At 51.5% G+C, this 15,450-nt stretch carries 13 protein-coding genes; 5 read left to right on the top strand and 8 right to left on the bottom strand.

Features of this window, described 5'->3' with window-relative positions:
* Window positions 1-112: 112 nt before the first annotated feature.
* The 5 genes from cmk to OGW13_RS00865 all read right to left on the bottom strand — a co-directional run bounded on the left by cmk (window position 113) and on the right by OGW13_RS00865 (window position 5,214).
* The gene (gene cmk, locus OGW13_RS00885; RefSeq protein WP_042320210.1) at window positions 113-796 is read right to left on the bottom strand and encodes a (d)CMP kinase; all 684 of its coding nucleotides are present in this window, start codon (window positions 794-796) and stop codon (window positions 113-115) included.
* A gap of 172 nt (window positions 797-968) precedes the next feature.
* Complete coding sequence (gene loiP, locus OGW13_RS00880) at window positions 969-1,730, bottom strand: metalloprotease LoiP (RefSeq protein WP_043001193.1); 762 nt, start codon at window positions 1,728-1,730, stop codon at window positions 969-971.
* Window positions 1,731-1,873: 143 nt separating this feature from the next.
* The gene (aroA, locus tag OGW13_RS00875; protein WP_044256343.1) at window positions 1,874-3,157 is read right to left on the bottom strand and encodes a 3-phosphoshikimate 1-carboxyvinyltransferase; all 1,284 of its coding nucleotides are present in this window, start codon (window positions 3,155-3,157) and stop codon (window positions 1,874-1,876) included.
* 72 nt (window positions 3,158-3,229) lie between these two features.
* The gene (serC, locus tag OGW13_RS00870) at window positions 3,230-4,318 is read right to left on the bottom strand and encodes a 3-phosphoserine/phosphohydroxythreonine transaminase (protein ID WP_043001195.1); all 1,089 of its coding nucleotides are present in this window, start codon (window positions 4,316-4,318) and stop codon (window positions 3,230-3,232) included.
* 203 nt (window positions 4,319-4,521) lie between these two features.
* On the bottom strand, window positions 4,522-5,214 hold the full coding sequence (locus OGW13_RS00865) for a DUF421 domain-containing protein (RefSeq protein WP_109740096.1): 693 nt from the start codon (window positions 5,212-5,214) through the stop codon (window positions 4,522-4,524).
* 136 nt (window positions 5,215-5,350) lie between these two features.
* On the opposite strand from OGW13_RS00865, the gene ycaO reads away from it, so the two are divergent.
* The 4 genes from ycaO (at window position 5,351) to pflA (ending at window position 11,658) form a co-directional block, all read left to right on the top strand.
* A complete protein-coding gene (ycaO, locus tag OGW13_RS00860; protein ID WP_043001976.1) occupies window positions 5,351-7,111 on the top strand; it encodes a 30S ribosomal protein S12 methylthiotransferase accessory factor YcaO in 1,761 nt (586 codons plus the stop codon).
* A 405-nt stretch (window positions 7,112-7,516) separates the two neighbouring features.
* Window positions 7,517-8,374, top strand: coding sequence for a formate transporter FocA (gene focA / locus OGW13_RS00855; protein ID WP_043001197.1), 858 nt, complete (start codon window positions 7,517-7,519; stop codon window positions 8,372-8,374).
* A gap of 56 nt (window positions 8,375-8,430) precedes the next feature.
* Window positions 8,431-10,713, top strand: a complete 2,283-nt coding sequence (pflB, locus tag OGW13_RS00850; RefSeq protein ID WP_043001198.1) for a formate C-acetyltransferase — start codon at window positions 8,431-8,433, stop codon at window positions 10,711-10,713.
* A 204-nt stretch (window positions 10,714-10,917) separates the two neighbouring features.
* A complete protein-coding gene (gene pflA, locus OGW13_RS00845; RefSeq protein WP_043001199.1) occupies window positions 10,918-11,658 on the top strand; it encodes a pyruvate formate lyase 1-activating protein in 741 nt (246 codons plus the stop codon).
* Between the two features lie 115 nt (window positions 11,659-11,773).
* On the opposite strand, the gene OGW13_RS00840 is transcribed toward pflA, so the two are convergent.
* Window positions 11,774-12,922 (bottom strand): MFS transporter, encoded by a 1,149-nt coding sequence (locus tag OGW13_RS00840; protein ID WP_043001200.1) that lies wholly within the window; start codon window positions 12,920-12,922, stop codon window positions 11,774-11,776.
* A 313-nt stretch (window positions 12,923-13,235) separates the two neighbouring features.
* On the opposite strand from OGW13_RS00840, the gene ycaC reads away from it, so the two are divergent.
* Window positions 13,236-13,862 carry an isochorismate family cysteine hydrolase YcaC gene (gene ycaC, locus OGW13_RS00835; protein ID WP_043001201.1) on the top strand — a complete coding sequence of 209 codons (627 nt, stop codon included), beginning with the start codon at window positions 13,236-13,238 and terminating at the stop codon, window positions 13,860-13,862.
* Between the two features lie 192 nt (window positions 13,863-14,054).
* On the opposite strand, the gene OGW13_RS00830 is transcribed toward ycaC, so the two are convergent.
* Together OGW13_RS00830 and OGW13_RS00825 are read right to left on the bottom strand one after the other, a co-directional pair.
* On the bottom strand, window positions 14,055-14,918 hold the full coding sequence (locus OGW13_RS00830; protein WP_043001202.1) for a dimethyl sulfoxide reductase anchor subunit family protein: 864 nt from the start codon (window positions 14,916-14,918) through the stop codon (window positions 14,055-14,057).
* Between the two features lies 1 nt (window position 14,919).
* On the bottom strand, window positions 14,920-15,450 hold a 531-nt coding region (locus OGW13_RS00825; RefSeq protein WP_287115467.1), incomplete at its 5' end, for a DMSO/selenate family reductase complex B subunit.

Below are 15,450 nucleotides of genomic sequence, written 5' to 3'. Positions count from 1 at the left end.
TTTAATCTTCAGGTTTCATATTTAACGTCCACCTGGCTCCGTGCCGGATGGGGTTGTTTAACATACCCGCTGTCATTCCATTGCAACGGGGGTACTGCAAATTCGGTCGCTCTTAAGCGAGTGCCAGTTTTTGGCGCGCGTATTGTAGCGCTTTTTCAATCACTTGCTCAATGCTTAATCGTGTGGAATCTAAAACTAAAGCATCAGCAGCGGGAACCAACGGCGCTACAGCACGGTTTCGGTCGCGATCGTCACGTTCTTTGATCTCGGCCAAAAGGCGTTCAAAGTTAACACTAAAGCCCTTCTCCTGCAACTGTAGCATACGGCGATGTGCACGTTCTTCCGAGGAGGCGTCAAGGAAAATTTTGACCGGCGCATCCGGGAAAACTACCGTCCCCATATCACGTCCATCAGCGATCAGTCCGGGTGCTTCACGGAAAGCGCGTTGACGACGCAGCAGTGCCTCACGTACGCGAGGGAATGCGGCGACCTGAGAGGCGGCATTGGCGACTTCCTGCGTACGGATTTCACCGCTGACGTCTTCCCCTTCAAGGATCACTTCCAGATTTCCGTCGGTTGAAACAAAGCGGACATCGAGATGGGTTGCCAGCGGAACCAGCGCGTCTTCCGATGCAACATCAACATGATGATGTAATGCCGCCAGCGCCAGCACGCGATAGATTGCGCCAGAGTCCAACAGATGCCATTGCAATGCTTCCGCCATCGCTTTGCACAAGGTGCCTTTTCCTGCACCGCTTGGGCCATCAATGGTAATTACCGGGGCAATTGCCGTCATCTTTATCTCCTTAAACAGGCGTTCTGTTAACGTAAACGCCGCGCATTATACGCGCCAACGCCCACAATCGTTAACGTTGTGTGCAAAAACCGATTTAGTCTGTCACCAGGTGAAGAATAATTGCGCAATTATAGCGGGCCGGGGAGAAACCAGCCCGAAAGATGACAATGTTTTACTTTTTATCTTCAGCGATACGGTCACGCATATGCTGAGCACGGTCGGCTGACGCCGGGTGGGAATCCATCAGGGATTTAGCGTGGCCGGCATCCATTGTGGCTAACTTATCGAATGCACTCACTAACCCCTGCGTATTGATGCCACGTTTTTTCATCAGGTCATAGGAGAAGTCATCAGCCTCAGATTCCTGACTGCGGGAGAACGCCGAGTTGATCACCCCTTCAGCCAAATCGCCTAACTGCGACTGAGAGAGTTGTGAAGCCACGCCGCTGGTGGCAGAAATAGCATCACGCGCGGCCAGGGTAGCATAAGCCGTCTGCATTGCTTTGCGGGAATGCCCTAAAGAGACGTGACCTAACTCGTGACCTAATACCCCTTCGATTTCATTATCGGTCATCAGATCCATCAAACCGGAATAAACGCGGACACAGCCGTTCGCCATTGCCCACGCATTGACGTCAGAAGTAATGTAGACCTTATAATCGACCGGAGTACCATCAATATTATTTCCCAGAGCTTTGGCAATCTTACCCAGACGCCTGGTGTATTTACTGCTTTTTCCCGCAAGTTGATTCTGGCTATCCATCTGTTTGCAGGCGTTGCTGGACAACGTTTTGACATCGGTATCAGAAAGCGTGGCTGCTTTATAGGCCGACATGCCCGAACTGGCGAGCATATCACCATTAACGCCATTTTTACATCCCGCCAGCAGCGCTGCGGATACTGCAATAGTAATCAGGAGTGATTTATTTTTCATGCTAATCTTCCGTTGATATTTATAATAAAACGCATATAAATCAAAATATTAAATCATCAACACGTTAGCATTAGCAGTAACAGGAAAAAAGTACAGATACAGACGATATCGCGCCAGCCAGTTGACCGGCGCGAAGAGAGAAATCAGGCAGGGGTACTGATACGCGCCAACTGTTCGAAATAGTCAGGGAAGGTTTTGGCGGTACATTTCGGGTCAAGGATCGTAACCGGCGTATCAGATAACGCCACCAGCGAGAAACACATCGCCATACGGTGATCGTTATAGGTGCTAATGTCGGCAAACTTCAGGTGTGCCGGCGGCGTGATGCGAATAAAATCATGCCCCTCTTCCACTTCCGCGCCGACTTTGCGCAGTTCGGTCGCCATCGCAAACAGACGGTCAGTTTCTTTCACCCGCCAGTTGTAAATGTTGCGAAGCGTTGTCGTACCTTTGGCAAACAACGCGGCTGTCGCGATAGTCATGGCGGCATCCGGAATATGGTTCATGTCCATATCGATGGCATTCAGTTCGCCACGGGTACAGGCGATAAAGTCGTCACCCCAGGTGACGGTCGCGCCCATTTTCTCCAACACATCGGCAAAACGGATATCGCCCTGCATGCTGTTGCGGCCAATCCCGGTCACTTTCACCGTTCCACCTTTAATGGCGCCTGCCGCGAGGAAATAGGAGGCCGATGAAGCATCTCCTTCAACCAGATAATGACCTGGAGAGTGGTACTGCTGACCGCCTTTGACCACAAAGCGCTGATAGCTCTGGTTCTCTATCTCAACGCCAAAGGTTTTCATCAGGTTCAGCGTGATATCAATATACGGTTTCGACACCAGATCGCCTTTGATACTTATCACCGTATCCTGGGGTGCCAGAGGCGCGGTCATCAGCAGCGCAGTGAGAAACTGGCTGGAGACGCTGCCGTCAACCTCAACCTGTCCGCCGGTAAATCCGCCACGCAGTCGAAGCGGCGGATAGTTTTCCTGCTCCAGATACTCAATGTTCGCCCCGCCCTGACGCAGCGCATCCACCAGATGACCAATCGGGCGCTCTTTCATACGCGGTTCACCGGTCAGCACAATATCGTTTGCGCCAAGGCACAGTGCGGCGGCCAGCGGTCGCATTGCCGTTCCGGCATTGCCCAGAAACAGCTCTAATGCGCCTTCGGCGTGCAGCGGGCCTGCGTTACCCGTGATTTCACAGCGGGTGCGATCCGCAGAAAGAGTGTAATCAATCCCCAACGCACTCAGGGCATTGAGCATATGGCGAACGTCATCGCTGTCTAACAGGTTGGTCAGCTCTGTGGTGCCATGAGCTAACGCCGCCAGTAACAGCGCGCGGTTTGATACGCTCTTCGAGCCTGGCAGATTAATCGTGCCATCGACCCGTGCGATGGGTTGTAACGTCAGGGATTCCATGAAACTCAACTCTCAAAAGACAGAAATAAAAACCCCACAGACAAGGCTGTGGGGATGAAAAGAGACACCTGATTAGCCGCGACGGCGCTCGAAATCAGTCATGAAATCGGCAAGCGCTTTTACCCCTTCCAGCGGCATCGCGTTATAAATGGAGGCACGCATTCCGCCGACAACGCGGTGGCCTTTCAGCGCGTGCAGGCCCGCAGCAAAAGACTCTTCCAGGAAGAGCTTATCCAGCGCGCTGTCAGCTAACTGGAACGGCACGTTCATACGTGAACGGTTCGCTTTCGCGACATCGTTACGATAGAAGTCACTGTTATCAATCACACCGTACAGCAGTTCTGCTTTTTGCTGATTGATTTTATCCATCGCCGCCACGCCACCATTGGCTTTCAGCCATTTGAACACCAGGCCGGAAAGATACCAGGCGAAGGTCGGCGGCGTATTGAACATCGAGTCATTGTCGTTCAGAACGGAATAATCGAGGATCGACGGACACGCCACATTCGCTTTACCCAGTAAATCTTCGCGTACGATGACGATAGTCAAACCCGCCGGGCCAATGTTCTTCTGTGCGCCCGCATAAATGATGCCATAGCGTGAAACATCCAGCGGTCCGGAGAGAATGGTTGAGGAGAAATCAGCGGTCACCACCACATCGGAACCAAAATTGGGCGTTTCGTTAATTGCGATGCCATCGATGGTTTCGTTCGGGCAGTAATGCAGATACGCTGCATCAGCAGAAGGCTGCCACTCACTCATCGGCTTCACGCCGCGCAGGCCATCGACCGAAACTTTGGCGTCAATCACATTCGGCGTGCAGTATTTTTTCGCTTCTTTGACGGCGCTGGCTGCCCAGTAGCCTGCATCAACGTAGTCTGCCGTGGTTTTGTCGCCCAGAATGTTCAGCGGAATGGCAGAAAACTGGCCACGACCACCGCCGTGACAAAACAGCACTTTGTAGTTGGAGGGGATATTCAACAGATCGCGAAAATCCTGCTCCGCTTCTTGCGCGACCTGGATGAATTCTTTGCCGCGGTGGCTCACTTCCATGACGGACGTACCAAGACCGTTCCAGTCACAAAGATCCTTTTGAGCCAGTTTAAGCACGTCTGCCGGTAACATTGCCGGACCTGAACTAAAATTGAAGACCTGAGCCATTTCCCCTCACCACGTTGCGTTGTTATTAACCCAATCTCTTTTCGTACATGAACAGAGATTGGGTATAAGTTATTCCTGTGGATATCGGTTTTATCATTCAGTGACACGCGCCGCAATGGCTAAAACAAACTCGAGTAAAAATGAGTGTTCGCTCACACAACAGAATCTTCGGGATTGACGATAAAAGACCGATATTTTTGCTGTCAGACGACCCGTTTTGCCCGACTGGCCTTCGACCATTCTGGATTTTTACACCGCGGGCACGCCTGACGATCGCCGACTTTCATTGTGATCACTTCACTGCATCGCACACAGGAATACTCTCCCGCTTCAGGAACGACTTTATAACGTTGCGTACAATACTTCGGCAAAATGCTTAAGCCAGGCTTTACCTCACTGTCTTCAAAGAAATAAACGCTGATCTGACCATTCGTTTCAAGGATCGCCAGGCGCACCTGTCCCAGTTGCTCAACGCCATTCAGTCGCAGCTCCATGAAAAACTCGAACTCGGTCATATTTGACTGGTTCAGTTTTTCCCACGCCAGCTCGCCATCTTCAATAATCACGACGGGCTTACCTTCCAGTAAATCTTCCAGTTTTTCACTGCGCGCCATCAGCCACATCACCAGACGGTACAGCAGCGCGAGGGTAATGAAGACCACCAGTACTGGCAACATCGGGACATCATCATAAAAGGCCACGTCACCCGCCGCCGACCCCAGCGTTAAAATAATCAGCACTTCGAAGAGCGACATCTGTCGCACGCCGCGTCGTCCTGTGAGTTTGAGAAACAGATAGACCAGTACGAAGGTATACAGACTGCGTAAAGCCACTTCACCGAGGAATTCCATCGGCACTTTATCGAGTGCCATCCGTTGTAAATCAAACGCTTTCATTTTTATGCTCTTATGGTGGATCACTGCCTACAAGCATAGCCAAAACTTTTATTTGCGCCGCGTCAGTGGCGGCGATAGCGTCAGTCACGTAAAACCCGTATCATTGCGCGCTTTCCGTACGACAAAAGTGATTTTCATGACGCAAACATTTATTCCCGGCAAAGACGCCGCACTGGAAGACTCCATCGCTCGCTTCCAGCAAAAACTACTCGACCTCGGTTTCCATATTGAAGAGGCCTCGTGGCTGAATCCAGTGCCGAACGTCTGGTCCGTACACATTCGCGATAAAGAATGTGCGCTGTGCTTTACCAACGGCAAAGGGGCGACGAAAAAGGCCGCGCTGGCCTCGGCGTTGGGCGAATATTTTGAGCGTCTGTCAACCAACTATTTCTTTGCCGATTTCTGGCTGGGTGAAACCATCGCCAATGGCCCGTTCGTGCATTATCCGAACGAGAAATGGTTCCCGCTGACCGAAAATGATGACGTACCGGACGGTCTGCTGGATGCCCGCCTGCGTGCCTTTTACGATCCCGAGAACGAACTGACCGGCAGCATGCTGATCGACCTGCAGTCTGGCAACGAAGAGCGTGGTATCTGCGGCCTGCCGTTTACCCGCCAGTCGGATAACCAGACCGTCTATATTCCAATGAACATTATCGGCAACCTGTACGTCTCAAACGGGATGTCCGCCGGTAACACCCGTAACGAAGCGCGCGTGCAAGGGTTATCTGAAGTCTTTGAGCGTTATGTGAAGAATCGCATTATTGCCGAAAGCATCAGCCTGCCGGAAATTCCGGCCGACGTGCTGGCACGCTACCCGGCGGTAGTGGAATCTATTGCAACGCTGGAAGCGGAAGGTTTCCCCATCTTTGCTTACGACGGTTCTCTGGGCGGTCAGTATCCGGTGATCTGCGTTGTGCTGTTCAATCCGGCTAACGGCACCTGCTTCGCCTCTTTCGGCGCACATCCTGATTTTGGCGTCGCACTGGAACGTACCGTGACGGAACTGCTGCAGGGCCGTGGTCTGAAAGATCTCGACGTCTTCACGCCGCCGACCTTCGACGATGAAGAAGTGGCTGAGCATACCAACCTGGAAACACACTTCATTGACTCCAGCGGTCTGATCTCCTGGGATCTGTTCAAGCAGGATGCCGACTACCCGTTCGTTGACTGGAGTTTCTCCGGTACCACAGAAGAAGAGTTTGCCACCCTGATGGCGATCTTCAACGCGGAAGATAAAGAGGTGTACATCGCCGATTACGAACATCTCGGTGTCTACGCCTGTCGGATCATCGTTCCGGGGATGTCTGATATTTATCCTGCTGAAGATCTGTGGTTAGCCAATAACGCCATGGGCGTCCATCTGCGCGAGACCCTGCTCTCACTGCCGAATAGTCGCTGGGATAAAGAAGACTATCTCAACCTGATTGAGCAACTCGATGAAGAAGGGTTTGATGATTTCACCCGCGTTCGTGAACTGTTAGGCCTGGCTACCGGTTCAGATAACGGCTGGTACACCCTGCGTATTGGGGAACTGAAAGCGATGCTGGCGCTGGCAGGTGGTGATCTGGAACAGGCACTGATCTGGACCGAATGGACGATGGAATTTAATACGTCGATCTTTAGCGCCGAGCGGGCGAATTATTACCGTTGCCTGCAAACGCTGTTACTGCTGTCGCAGGAAGAAGAACGTGAACCGCTGCAATATCTGAACGCGTTTGTCCGTATGTATGGCGCAAATGCAGTCGAAGCCGCCAGTGCAGCATTGAGCGGTGAAGCCGCCTTTTATGGTCTGCAGCCGGTTGACAGCGATCTGCACGCATTCGCATCACACCAGTCGCTGTTGAAGGCCTATGAGAAGTTGCAGCGTGCAAAATCTTCATTTTGGTCAAAATAAAGCCAATCAACCTACGCTGAGTAGGTTTAAATAATCGTCTGGGCTATATTACGGGGCGCGCTAAGCGCCCCTTTTTATTTATTTTTGAATATCCCAAAATAAATGTAATAACAAGGTTAAATGTTGGTAGTTGATATTACATAATTTAATGGATAGTTGTTACTTTATCTGCCAATTACTCCATATTAATTAACTGGCTAACAGACGTAGGAAGGAAAATTTTCAACTCATTTGCTAAAATTTAAAATTTATTTTTATCATAAAAATCAATTAATTACTCCGTAATTGCATAAAAACCATGCGTATTACGGGCCTATAAGCCAGGCGGGATATGATCTACATCAATTTCTCATCTATAATGCTTTGTTAGTATCTCGTCGCCGACTTAATAAAGAGAGAGTTAGTGTGAAAGCTGACAACCCTTTTGATCTTTTACTCCCTGCAGCAATGGCCAAAGTGGCCGAAGAGGCAGGTGTCTATAAAGCAACGAAACATCCGCTTAAGACTTTCTTCCTGGCAATTACTGCCGGTGTGTTCATTTCCATCGCCTTTGTTTTCTATATCACTGCAACGACCGGTACAGGTACGATGCCCTTTGGTATGGCGAAACTGATTGGCGGTATCTGCTTCTCTCTGGGGTTGATTCTTTGCGTCATCTGCGGTGCAGACCTCTTTACGTCAACCGTGTTGATTGTCGTTGCCAAAGCCAGTGGCCGAATCACCTGGGGTCAGTTGGCAAAAAACTGGCTCAACGTCTATTTTGGTAACCTGATTGGTTGCTTGCTCTTTGTGCTACTGATGTGGCTTTCCGGCGAATATATGGTCGCCAACGGCCAGTGGGGACTGAACGTCCTGCAAACCGCCGACCACAAAATGCACCATACTTTTGTTGAAGCCGTCAGCCTCGGTATCCTCGCAAACCTGATGGTATGCCTGGCTGTATGGATGAGCTACTCAGGCCGTAGCCTGATGGATAAAGCGTTTATCATGGTATTACCGGTTGCGATGTTTGTTGCCAGCGGTTTTGAGCACAGTATCGCAAACATGTTTATGATTCCGATGGGTATTGTAATCCGTGATCTCGCAACACCGGAGTTCTGGAGCGCAGTTGGCTCGACGCCGGAAAGTTTTTCTCACCTGACCGCGATGAACTTCATCACTGATAACCTGATTCCGGTTACGATCGGTAACATTATCGGCGGGGGTTTGTTGGTTGGGTTGACATACTGGGTCATTTATCTGCGTGACAACGATCATCATTAATTGATGTCGCGATACACGCAGTAAATAAAAAATCCACTTAAGAAGGTAGGTGTTACATGTCCGAGCTTAATGAAAAGTTAGCCACAGCCTGGGAAGGTTTTACCAAAGGTGACTGGCAGAATGAAGTAAACGTCCGTGACTTCATTCAGAAAAACTACACTCCGTACGAGGGTGACGAGTCCTTCCTGGCTGGCGCGACTGATGCGACCACTGCACTGTGGGACAGCGTAATGGAAGGCGTTAAACAGGAAAACCGCACTCACGCGCCTGTTGACTTTGACACCTCTGTTGCTTCCACCATCACTTCTCACGACGCTGGCTACATCAATAAAGCGCTCGAGAAAATTGTTGGTCTGCAAACTGAAGCTCCGCTGAAACGTGCGATCATCCCGTTCGGTGGTATCAAAATGGTTGAAGGTTCCTGCAAAGCGTACAACCGCGAACTGGACCCGATGCTGAAAAAAATCTTCACTGAATATCGTAAAACCCACAACCAGGGCGTTTTCGATGTTTACACCAAAGACATTCTGAACTGCCGTAAATCCGGTGTTCTGACTGGTCTGCCGGATGCCTATGGCCGTGGCCGTATCATCGGTGACTACCGTCGCGTTGCGCTGTACGGTATCGACTTCCTGATGAAAGACAAATACGCTCAGTTCGTTTCCCTGCAGTCTGACCTGGAAAACGGCGTAAACCTGGAAGCGACTATCCGTCTGCGTGAAGAAATTGCTGAACAGCACCGTGCGCTGGGTCAGATCAAAGAGATGGCTGCGAAATATGGCTGCGATATCTCTGGTCCGGCAACCAACGCTCAGGAAGCGATTCAGTGGACTTACTTCGGCTACCTGGCTGCGGTTAAATCTCAGAACGGCGCGGCAATGTCCTTCGGTCGTGTCTCCACCTTCCTGGATGCATACATCGAACGTGACCTGAAAGCAGGCAAAATCACTGAACAAGACGCTCAGGAAATGATTGACCACCTGGTCATGAAACTGCGTATGGTTCGTTTCCTGCGTACGCCTGAATATGATGAACTGTTCTCCGGCGACCCGATTTGGGCAACGGAATCCATCGGTGGTATGGGCGTTGATGGCCGTACTCTGGTTACCAAAAACAGCTTCCGCTTCCTGAACACCCTGTACACCATGGGTCCGTCTCCGGAGCCGAACATCACCGTTCTGTGGTCTGAAAAACTGCCTCTGAACTTCAAGAAATTCGCCGCTAAAGTGTCCATCGACACCTCTTCTCTGCAGTATGAGAACGATGACCTGATGCGTCCGGACTTCAACAACGACGATTACGCTATCGCTTGCTGCGTAAGCCCAATGGTTGTTGGTAAACAAATGCAGTTCTTCGGTGCGCGTGCAAACCTGGCGAAAACCATGCTGTACGCAATCAACGGCGGCGTTGATGAAAAACTGAAAATGCAGGTTGGCCCGAAATCTGAGCCAATCAAAGGCGACGTGCTGAACTATGACGAAGTCATGGAGCGCATGGATCACTTCATGGACTGGCTGGCTAAGCAGTATGTCACCGCGCTGAACGTTATCCACTACATGCACGACAAGTACAGCTACGAAGCCTCTCTGATGGCGCTGCACGATCGTGATGTTATTCGCACCATGGCATGTGGTATCGCAGGTCTGTCCGTTGCGGCTGACTCCCTGTCTGCTATCAAATATGCGAAAGTTAAACCGATTCGTGATGAAGACGGTCTGGCTATCGACTTCGAAATCGAAGGCGAATACCCGCAGTTTGGTAACAACGACGCGCGCGTTGATGACATGGCGGTTGACCTGGTTGAACGTTTCATGAAGAAAATTCAGAAACTGAAAACCTACCGTGATGCTATCCCGACGCAGTCTGTTCTGACCATCACCTCTAACGTTGTGTATGGTAAGAAAACCGGTAACACCCCAGATGGTCGTCGTGCTGGCGCGCCGTTCGGACCAGGTGCTAACCCGATGCACGGTCGTGACCAGAAAGGTGCTGTTGCCTCTCTGACTTCTGTTGCTAAACTGCCGTTTGCTTACGCGAAAGATGGTATCTCTTATACCTTCTCTATTGTTCCGAACGCACTGGGTAAAGACGACGAAGTTCGTAAGACTAACCTGGCCGGTCTGATGGATGGTTACTTCCACCATGAAGCGTCCATCGAAGGTGGTCAGCACCTGAACGTGAACGTGATGAACCGTGAAATGCTGCTGGACGCGATGGAACATCCGGAAAAATATCCGCAGCTGACCATCCGTGTATCTGGTTATGCAGTGCGTTTTAACTCCCTGACGAAAGAACAGCAGCAGGACGTTATTACCCGTACCTTCACTCAAACCATGTAATGTGTTTTGACTGAAATCACGCGGTAAAAGGCGTACAATAAAGGCTCCACGTAAGTGGGGCCTTTTTAACAGGTCGTTTCCCGACTGCAGCCTGTTTTGTCAGCTATCTATACTCAATGGATAACCGCCAAAACAGACTCGACACAGCCAATGAGCTGTGCACCAACACGGCCCCGGATGGGCCACATCTGGAGAAACACCGCAATGTCAGTTATTGGTCGCATTCACTCCTTTGAGTCCTGTGGTACCGTTGACGGCCCAGGCATCCGCTTTATTACCTTCTTCCAGGGCTGCCTGATGCGCTGTCTGTATTGCCACAACCGCGATACGTGGGACACGCATGGCGGTAAAGAAGTCACCGTTGAAGAACTGATGAAAGAGGTCGTGACCTATCGCCACTTTATGAACGCATCCGGCGGCGGCGTAACGGCGTCAGGCGGTGAAGCCATCCTGCAAGCGGAATTTGTCCGTGACTGGTTTCGTGCCTGTAAGCAAGAAGGTATCCATACCTGTCTGGATACCAATGGTTTTGTTCGCCGCTACGACCCGGTGATTGATGAACTGCTGGAAGTCACCGACCTGGTGATGCTCGACCTCAAGCAGATGAATGATGAGATCCACCAGAACCTGGTCGGCGTTTCCAACCACCGTACGCTGGAGTTCGCCCGCTATCTGGCAAACAAAAATATCAACGTGTGGATCCGTTACGTCGTGGTACCTGGCTGGTCCGACGATGACGACTCCGCGCACCGACTCGGTGAATTTACCCGCGATATGGGCAACGTTGAAAAAATCGAGCTCCTGCCCTATCACGAACTGGGTAAACATAAATGGGTGGCGATGGGCGAAGAGTACAAACTCGATGGTGTACATCCACCGAAGAAAGAAACGATGGAACGCGTTAAAGGCATTCTTGAGCAGTACGGGCATAAAGTGATGTATTGATTGCGTCTTTTAAAAAGGCTATCCGGCGGGTAGCCTTTTTACTTTCTGTCGGGGAATACAGAAAATTAACCAAAACAGGATGCAATAACACACATTGCTTCCTGTTGACGCTGAATTAAACGTGAGCAACCGGGTTCGGAGTATGTCCGGCATTGCGCAGCAGCATCAGCAAATAAATAAACGACACGCTGGCAATCATAATAAACAGAAGATTATCGGAATAATTCTGCATCAGCATGGCGGTGAAGGAAGGCCCTAACAGGCTGCCAACGGTGTAGCTCAGCAACAACGCCTGGTTCATTGCCACCAGCTGGTGATGTTCCACTTTTTCACAGGCCCAGGCCATCGCCACCGGATAGAGCGTAAAACCGGCCGCCCCCAGGATAAAGAGCGCAGGTGCCATCGCTGCCTGGCTTAACATCGCGATGCTTCCGAGGATGACCACAAACACCTGCACGCGCAGTACCAGCAGTCGACCAAACTTATCCGCCAGTCTCCCGATTGGCCACTGCCCGAGGATCCCCGCGCTAACCAGCACCGCCATCCAGAAACCGATACTGGCATTACTCATGCCCTGATGATTGAGATAGAGCGGCATCAGGCCGTACAGCGAACCCAGGACAATCCCGGAAATGATGCAGCCGTTAACGCCCAGCCGCGCCTGACGCAGTTTCAGCATTGCGGTAATTGGCGTGTCGTTGTGTTCATCAGACTGTTGATTCAGGATGCGGGTAAAGAGCAGCGGTAAAATCCCTGCCAGAATCAGTCCCGTCGCCCACGGCAGCACATTCATCAGTTCCGTCGAGACTTTGCTGACCAGCAGTTGTCCGAGGAAGGTCCCCACATAATAGACCATCATGTAGGCCGCCAGCAGGCGACCGCGGTTACGTGATGTCCCGCTGCACATCAGCGCACTCTCCACAACCACCCAGATCATCGCGCAGCCAATGCCCGCGACAAAGCGCCATGCCAGCCAGCTCCAGAAGCCGACCATCACCCCGAGGCCCACACAACCGGCGGCAAAAATCAGCGAGGCAAGATAGTAACTACGGTTAAACCCGAGGCGTTTGATTAAAGCTCCTGTCAACAGCGTCCCGACCAGATTACCGGTGAAATAGGACGAACTGATCATACCCACCTGCCACGTCGGCAGGTTTTCCTGGGCGAGCCAAAGCGGGACGAGCGTGTTCAGCACCGCAATCGCCAGGGTCAGCAGAAGTAGACCAGCCAGCAAAAGCAAGACAGGTCGGGTATAGGTGGACATGAGTATAAACCGTGAGGAAGTTCAAATTTCACGCGCATCATGCCACCAACAAAAACATTGTCAATCGGCGGAAACCGTGGTGTGGCGACCCTTTTCCGTCTTCGATTGAATTTATTGATTAAGATTATGTATTACTGATAACCAATCAACTACAGGTGACTGTTTTTATTGATTTAACGCAAAGGTATTCCGTTTCGATCAGTCGAAAAATCTCATAGTCCCGGCAGGTTTTTTTTTCCGTTCTATGCTTTGAATGAACCATACGCACCTGAATGAATTCGGGCGCAGAGTTGACTCAAGCAAGGAGAAGAGAATGACCAGGCCTTATGTTCGTCTCGATAAAAATGACGCAGCGGTTCTTCTGGTGGATCACCAGGCCGGATTGCTGTCACTGGTCAGGGATATTGACCCTGATAAATTCAAAAACAACGTGCTCGCGCTGGGTGATTTAGCCAAATACTTCAAGCTGCCTACCATCCTCACCACCAGTTTCGAAACCGGACCAAACGGCCCGTTGGTCCCCGAATTAAAAGCCCAGTTCCCGGATGCCCCGTACATTGCGAGGCCAGGGAATATCAACGCCTGGGATAACGAAGACTTCGTTAAGGCCGTCAAAGCGACAGGGAAAAAGCAGTTGATCATTGCGGGTGTAGTGACCGAAGTTTGTGTGGCATTTCCGGCGCTGTCAGCCATTGAAGAAGGTTTTGATGTCTTCGTCGTCACCGACGCGTCGGGTACGTTTAATGAAATTACCCGTCATTCGGCGTGGGATAGAATGTCGCAGGCCGGTGCTCAGCTCATGACATGGTTTGGTGTGGCCTGTGAACTGCACCGTGACTGGCGTAATGATATTGAGGGGTTGGCGACGCTGTTCTCCAACCACATTCCGGATTATCGCAACCTGATGACCAGCTACGATACGTTGACTAAACAGAAATAGTAAAACCGGGGCGAAAGCCCCGGTGAGAGTGATGACAAACTTCATCCCGATACCGGAAAAGTAAAGATCACCTCATTAAAAACCAGGAAAATCAATTCATTGATTTTCGGCTGATAACCACAAGGAAGGAAAAACCACGCTTTTTCTTTCCTTGTCAGTAATCTGACCGGGGCGAAAGCCCCGGTTATTCACTTAGCTGGCAACCGCCATACCGACGGTCATATGCAGACCGTAGAATACGCCGCGACCAATCAGTTCTCCCACCAGCAGCAGAATAAAGGCCACTGACAGCAGCGGAACCGCAGGCTGATACCCTTTCAACTGCGGAACAATCCAGCAGCACAAGGCCAGCGCCAGCACCCCAATCCGCCAGGCCATCAACGCCCCGTAGTCAGGTACCAACGCAGAAGCCTGCTGAATAGAGCTGTGAATGGTCGCCAGTTCTGCGCCCTGCATCACCGACATGATGGCACTGACCACCAGCGCCAGCAGTGAAACCGCAGGCAACAGACGCATCGCCCAGCCATCGACTCCCGCCACGCGCAGCAGCAGATAGCCCAGCAGTGGCCCCCCCATCAGCAGAGTCAGGAAGAAGCCCAGCGGCGTCCAGACGCTGTACCAGGTCGGTACGGTATCAATGCTGTTATAGACGCGCACCATCATCCAGACGAACAGTACACCCAGCACCATCGTCAGCAGCAACCACAGGTTACGCAGAGCCGGAGAGAGCTTTTTCAACACCGCCAGCAGCCAGCCGATCCCGCCAACCGCAAAGAAAATCGAACCGCTGGCAATTTCATTACTCAGCGCCGATGAACCGACACGGTTAAGCGAGTTAAACGCCCGCATTGGCGAGCCAAGGTGCAGCATAGATGCGATAAAGCCAATCCCCATCAGCACCCACAGCGCAAACATGCAGGTAATCACGCGCTGTTGCGTTTCGGCCCGCAGGTCGCCTTTCATTAGCGCCAGCGCCAGGACAATGAAGCCACCGACCACACATTGTCCGAAGACCGTGAAGATCATCAGCGGCCATTCATGCCATCCACTTCCCATCTTACACCTCCTTCGGATTCGCCAGATAACCGGTGGCATCCCCGGTCGGGCGGCTGTTGGCATTCGGTTTGATCACAATACTCGGCTTCGTAAAGTGTGCGCCAGGCAGCGGAGCAACCGCCGCCAGATCGCCGTGTTTCTGACGCAGTTCGTCAACAGGACCGAAATCCAGCGCACGTAGCGGACAAGACTCGACACAGATCGGTTTCTTGCCTTCCGCCACCCGGTCATGACAGCCGTCGCATTTGGTCATGTGGCCTTTGGCGGCGTTGTACTGCGGCGCGCCGTACGGACAGGCCATATGGCAATAACGACAGCCGATGCAGACATCTTCATCCACCACCACAAAGCCGTCTTCCCGTTTGTGCATCGCCCCGCTCGGACAGACCTTGGTACAGGCCGGATCTTCACAGTGGTTACAGGCAATAGAGAGATAATAGGCAAACACGTTCTGGTGCCAGACGCCGTTGTCTTCCTGCCAGTCTCCGCCCGCATATTCATAAATGCGGCGGAAGCTGACATCCGGGGTTAA

Source organism: Citrobacter sp. Ca225, from assembly GCF_030337175.1.
Taxonomy (GTDB): domain Bacteria; phylum Pseudomonadota; class Gammaproteobacteria; order Enterobacterales; family Enterobacteriaceae; genus Citrobacter_A; species Citrobacter_A amalonaticus.
The sequence above is the reverse complement of the archived record's forward strand: the minus strand, read 5'-3'. Positions and strand labels throughout refer to the sequence as shown.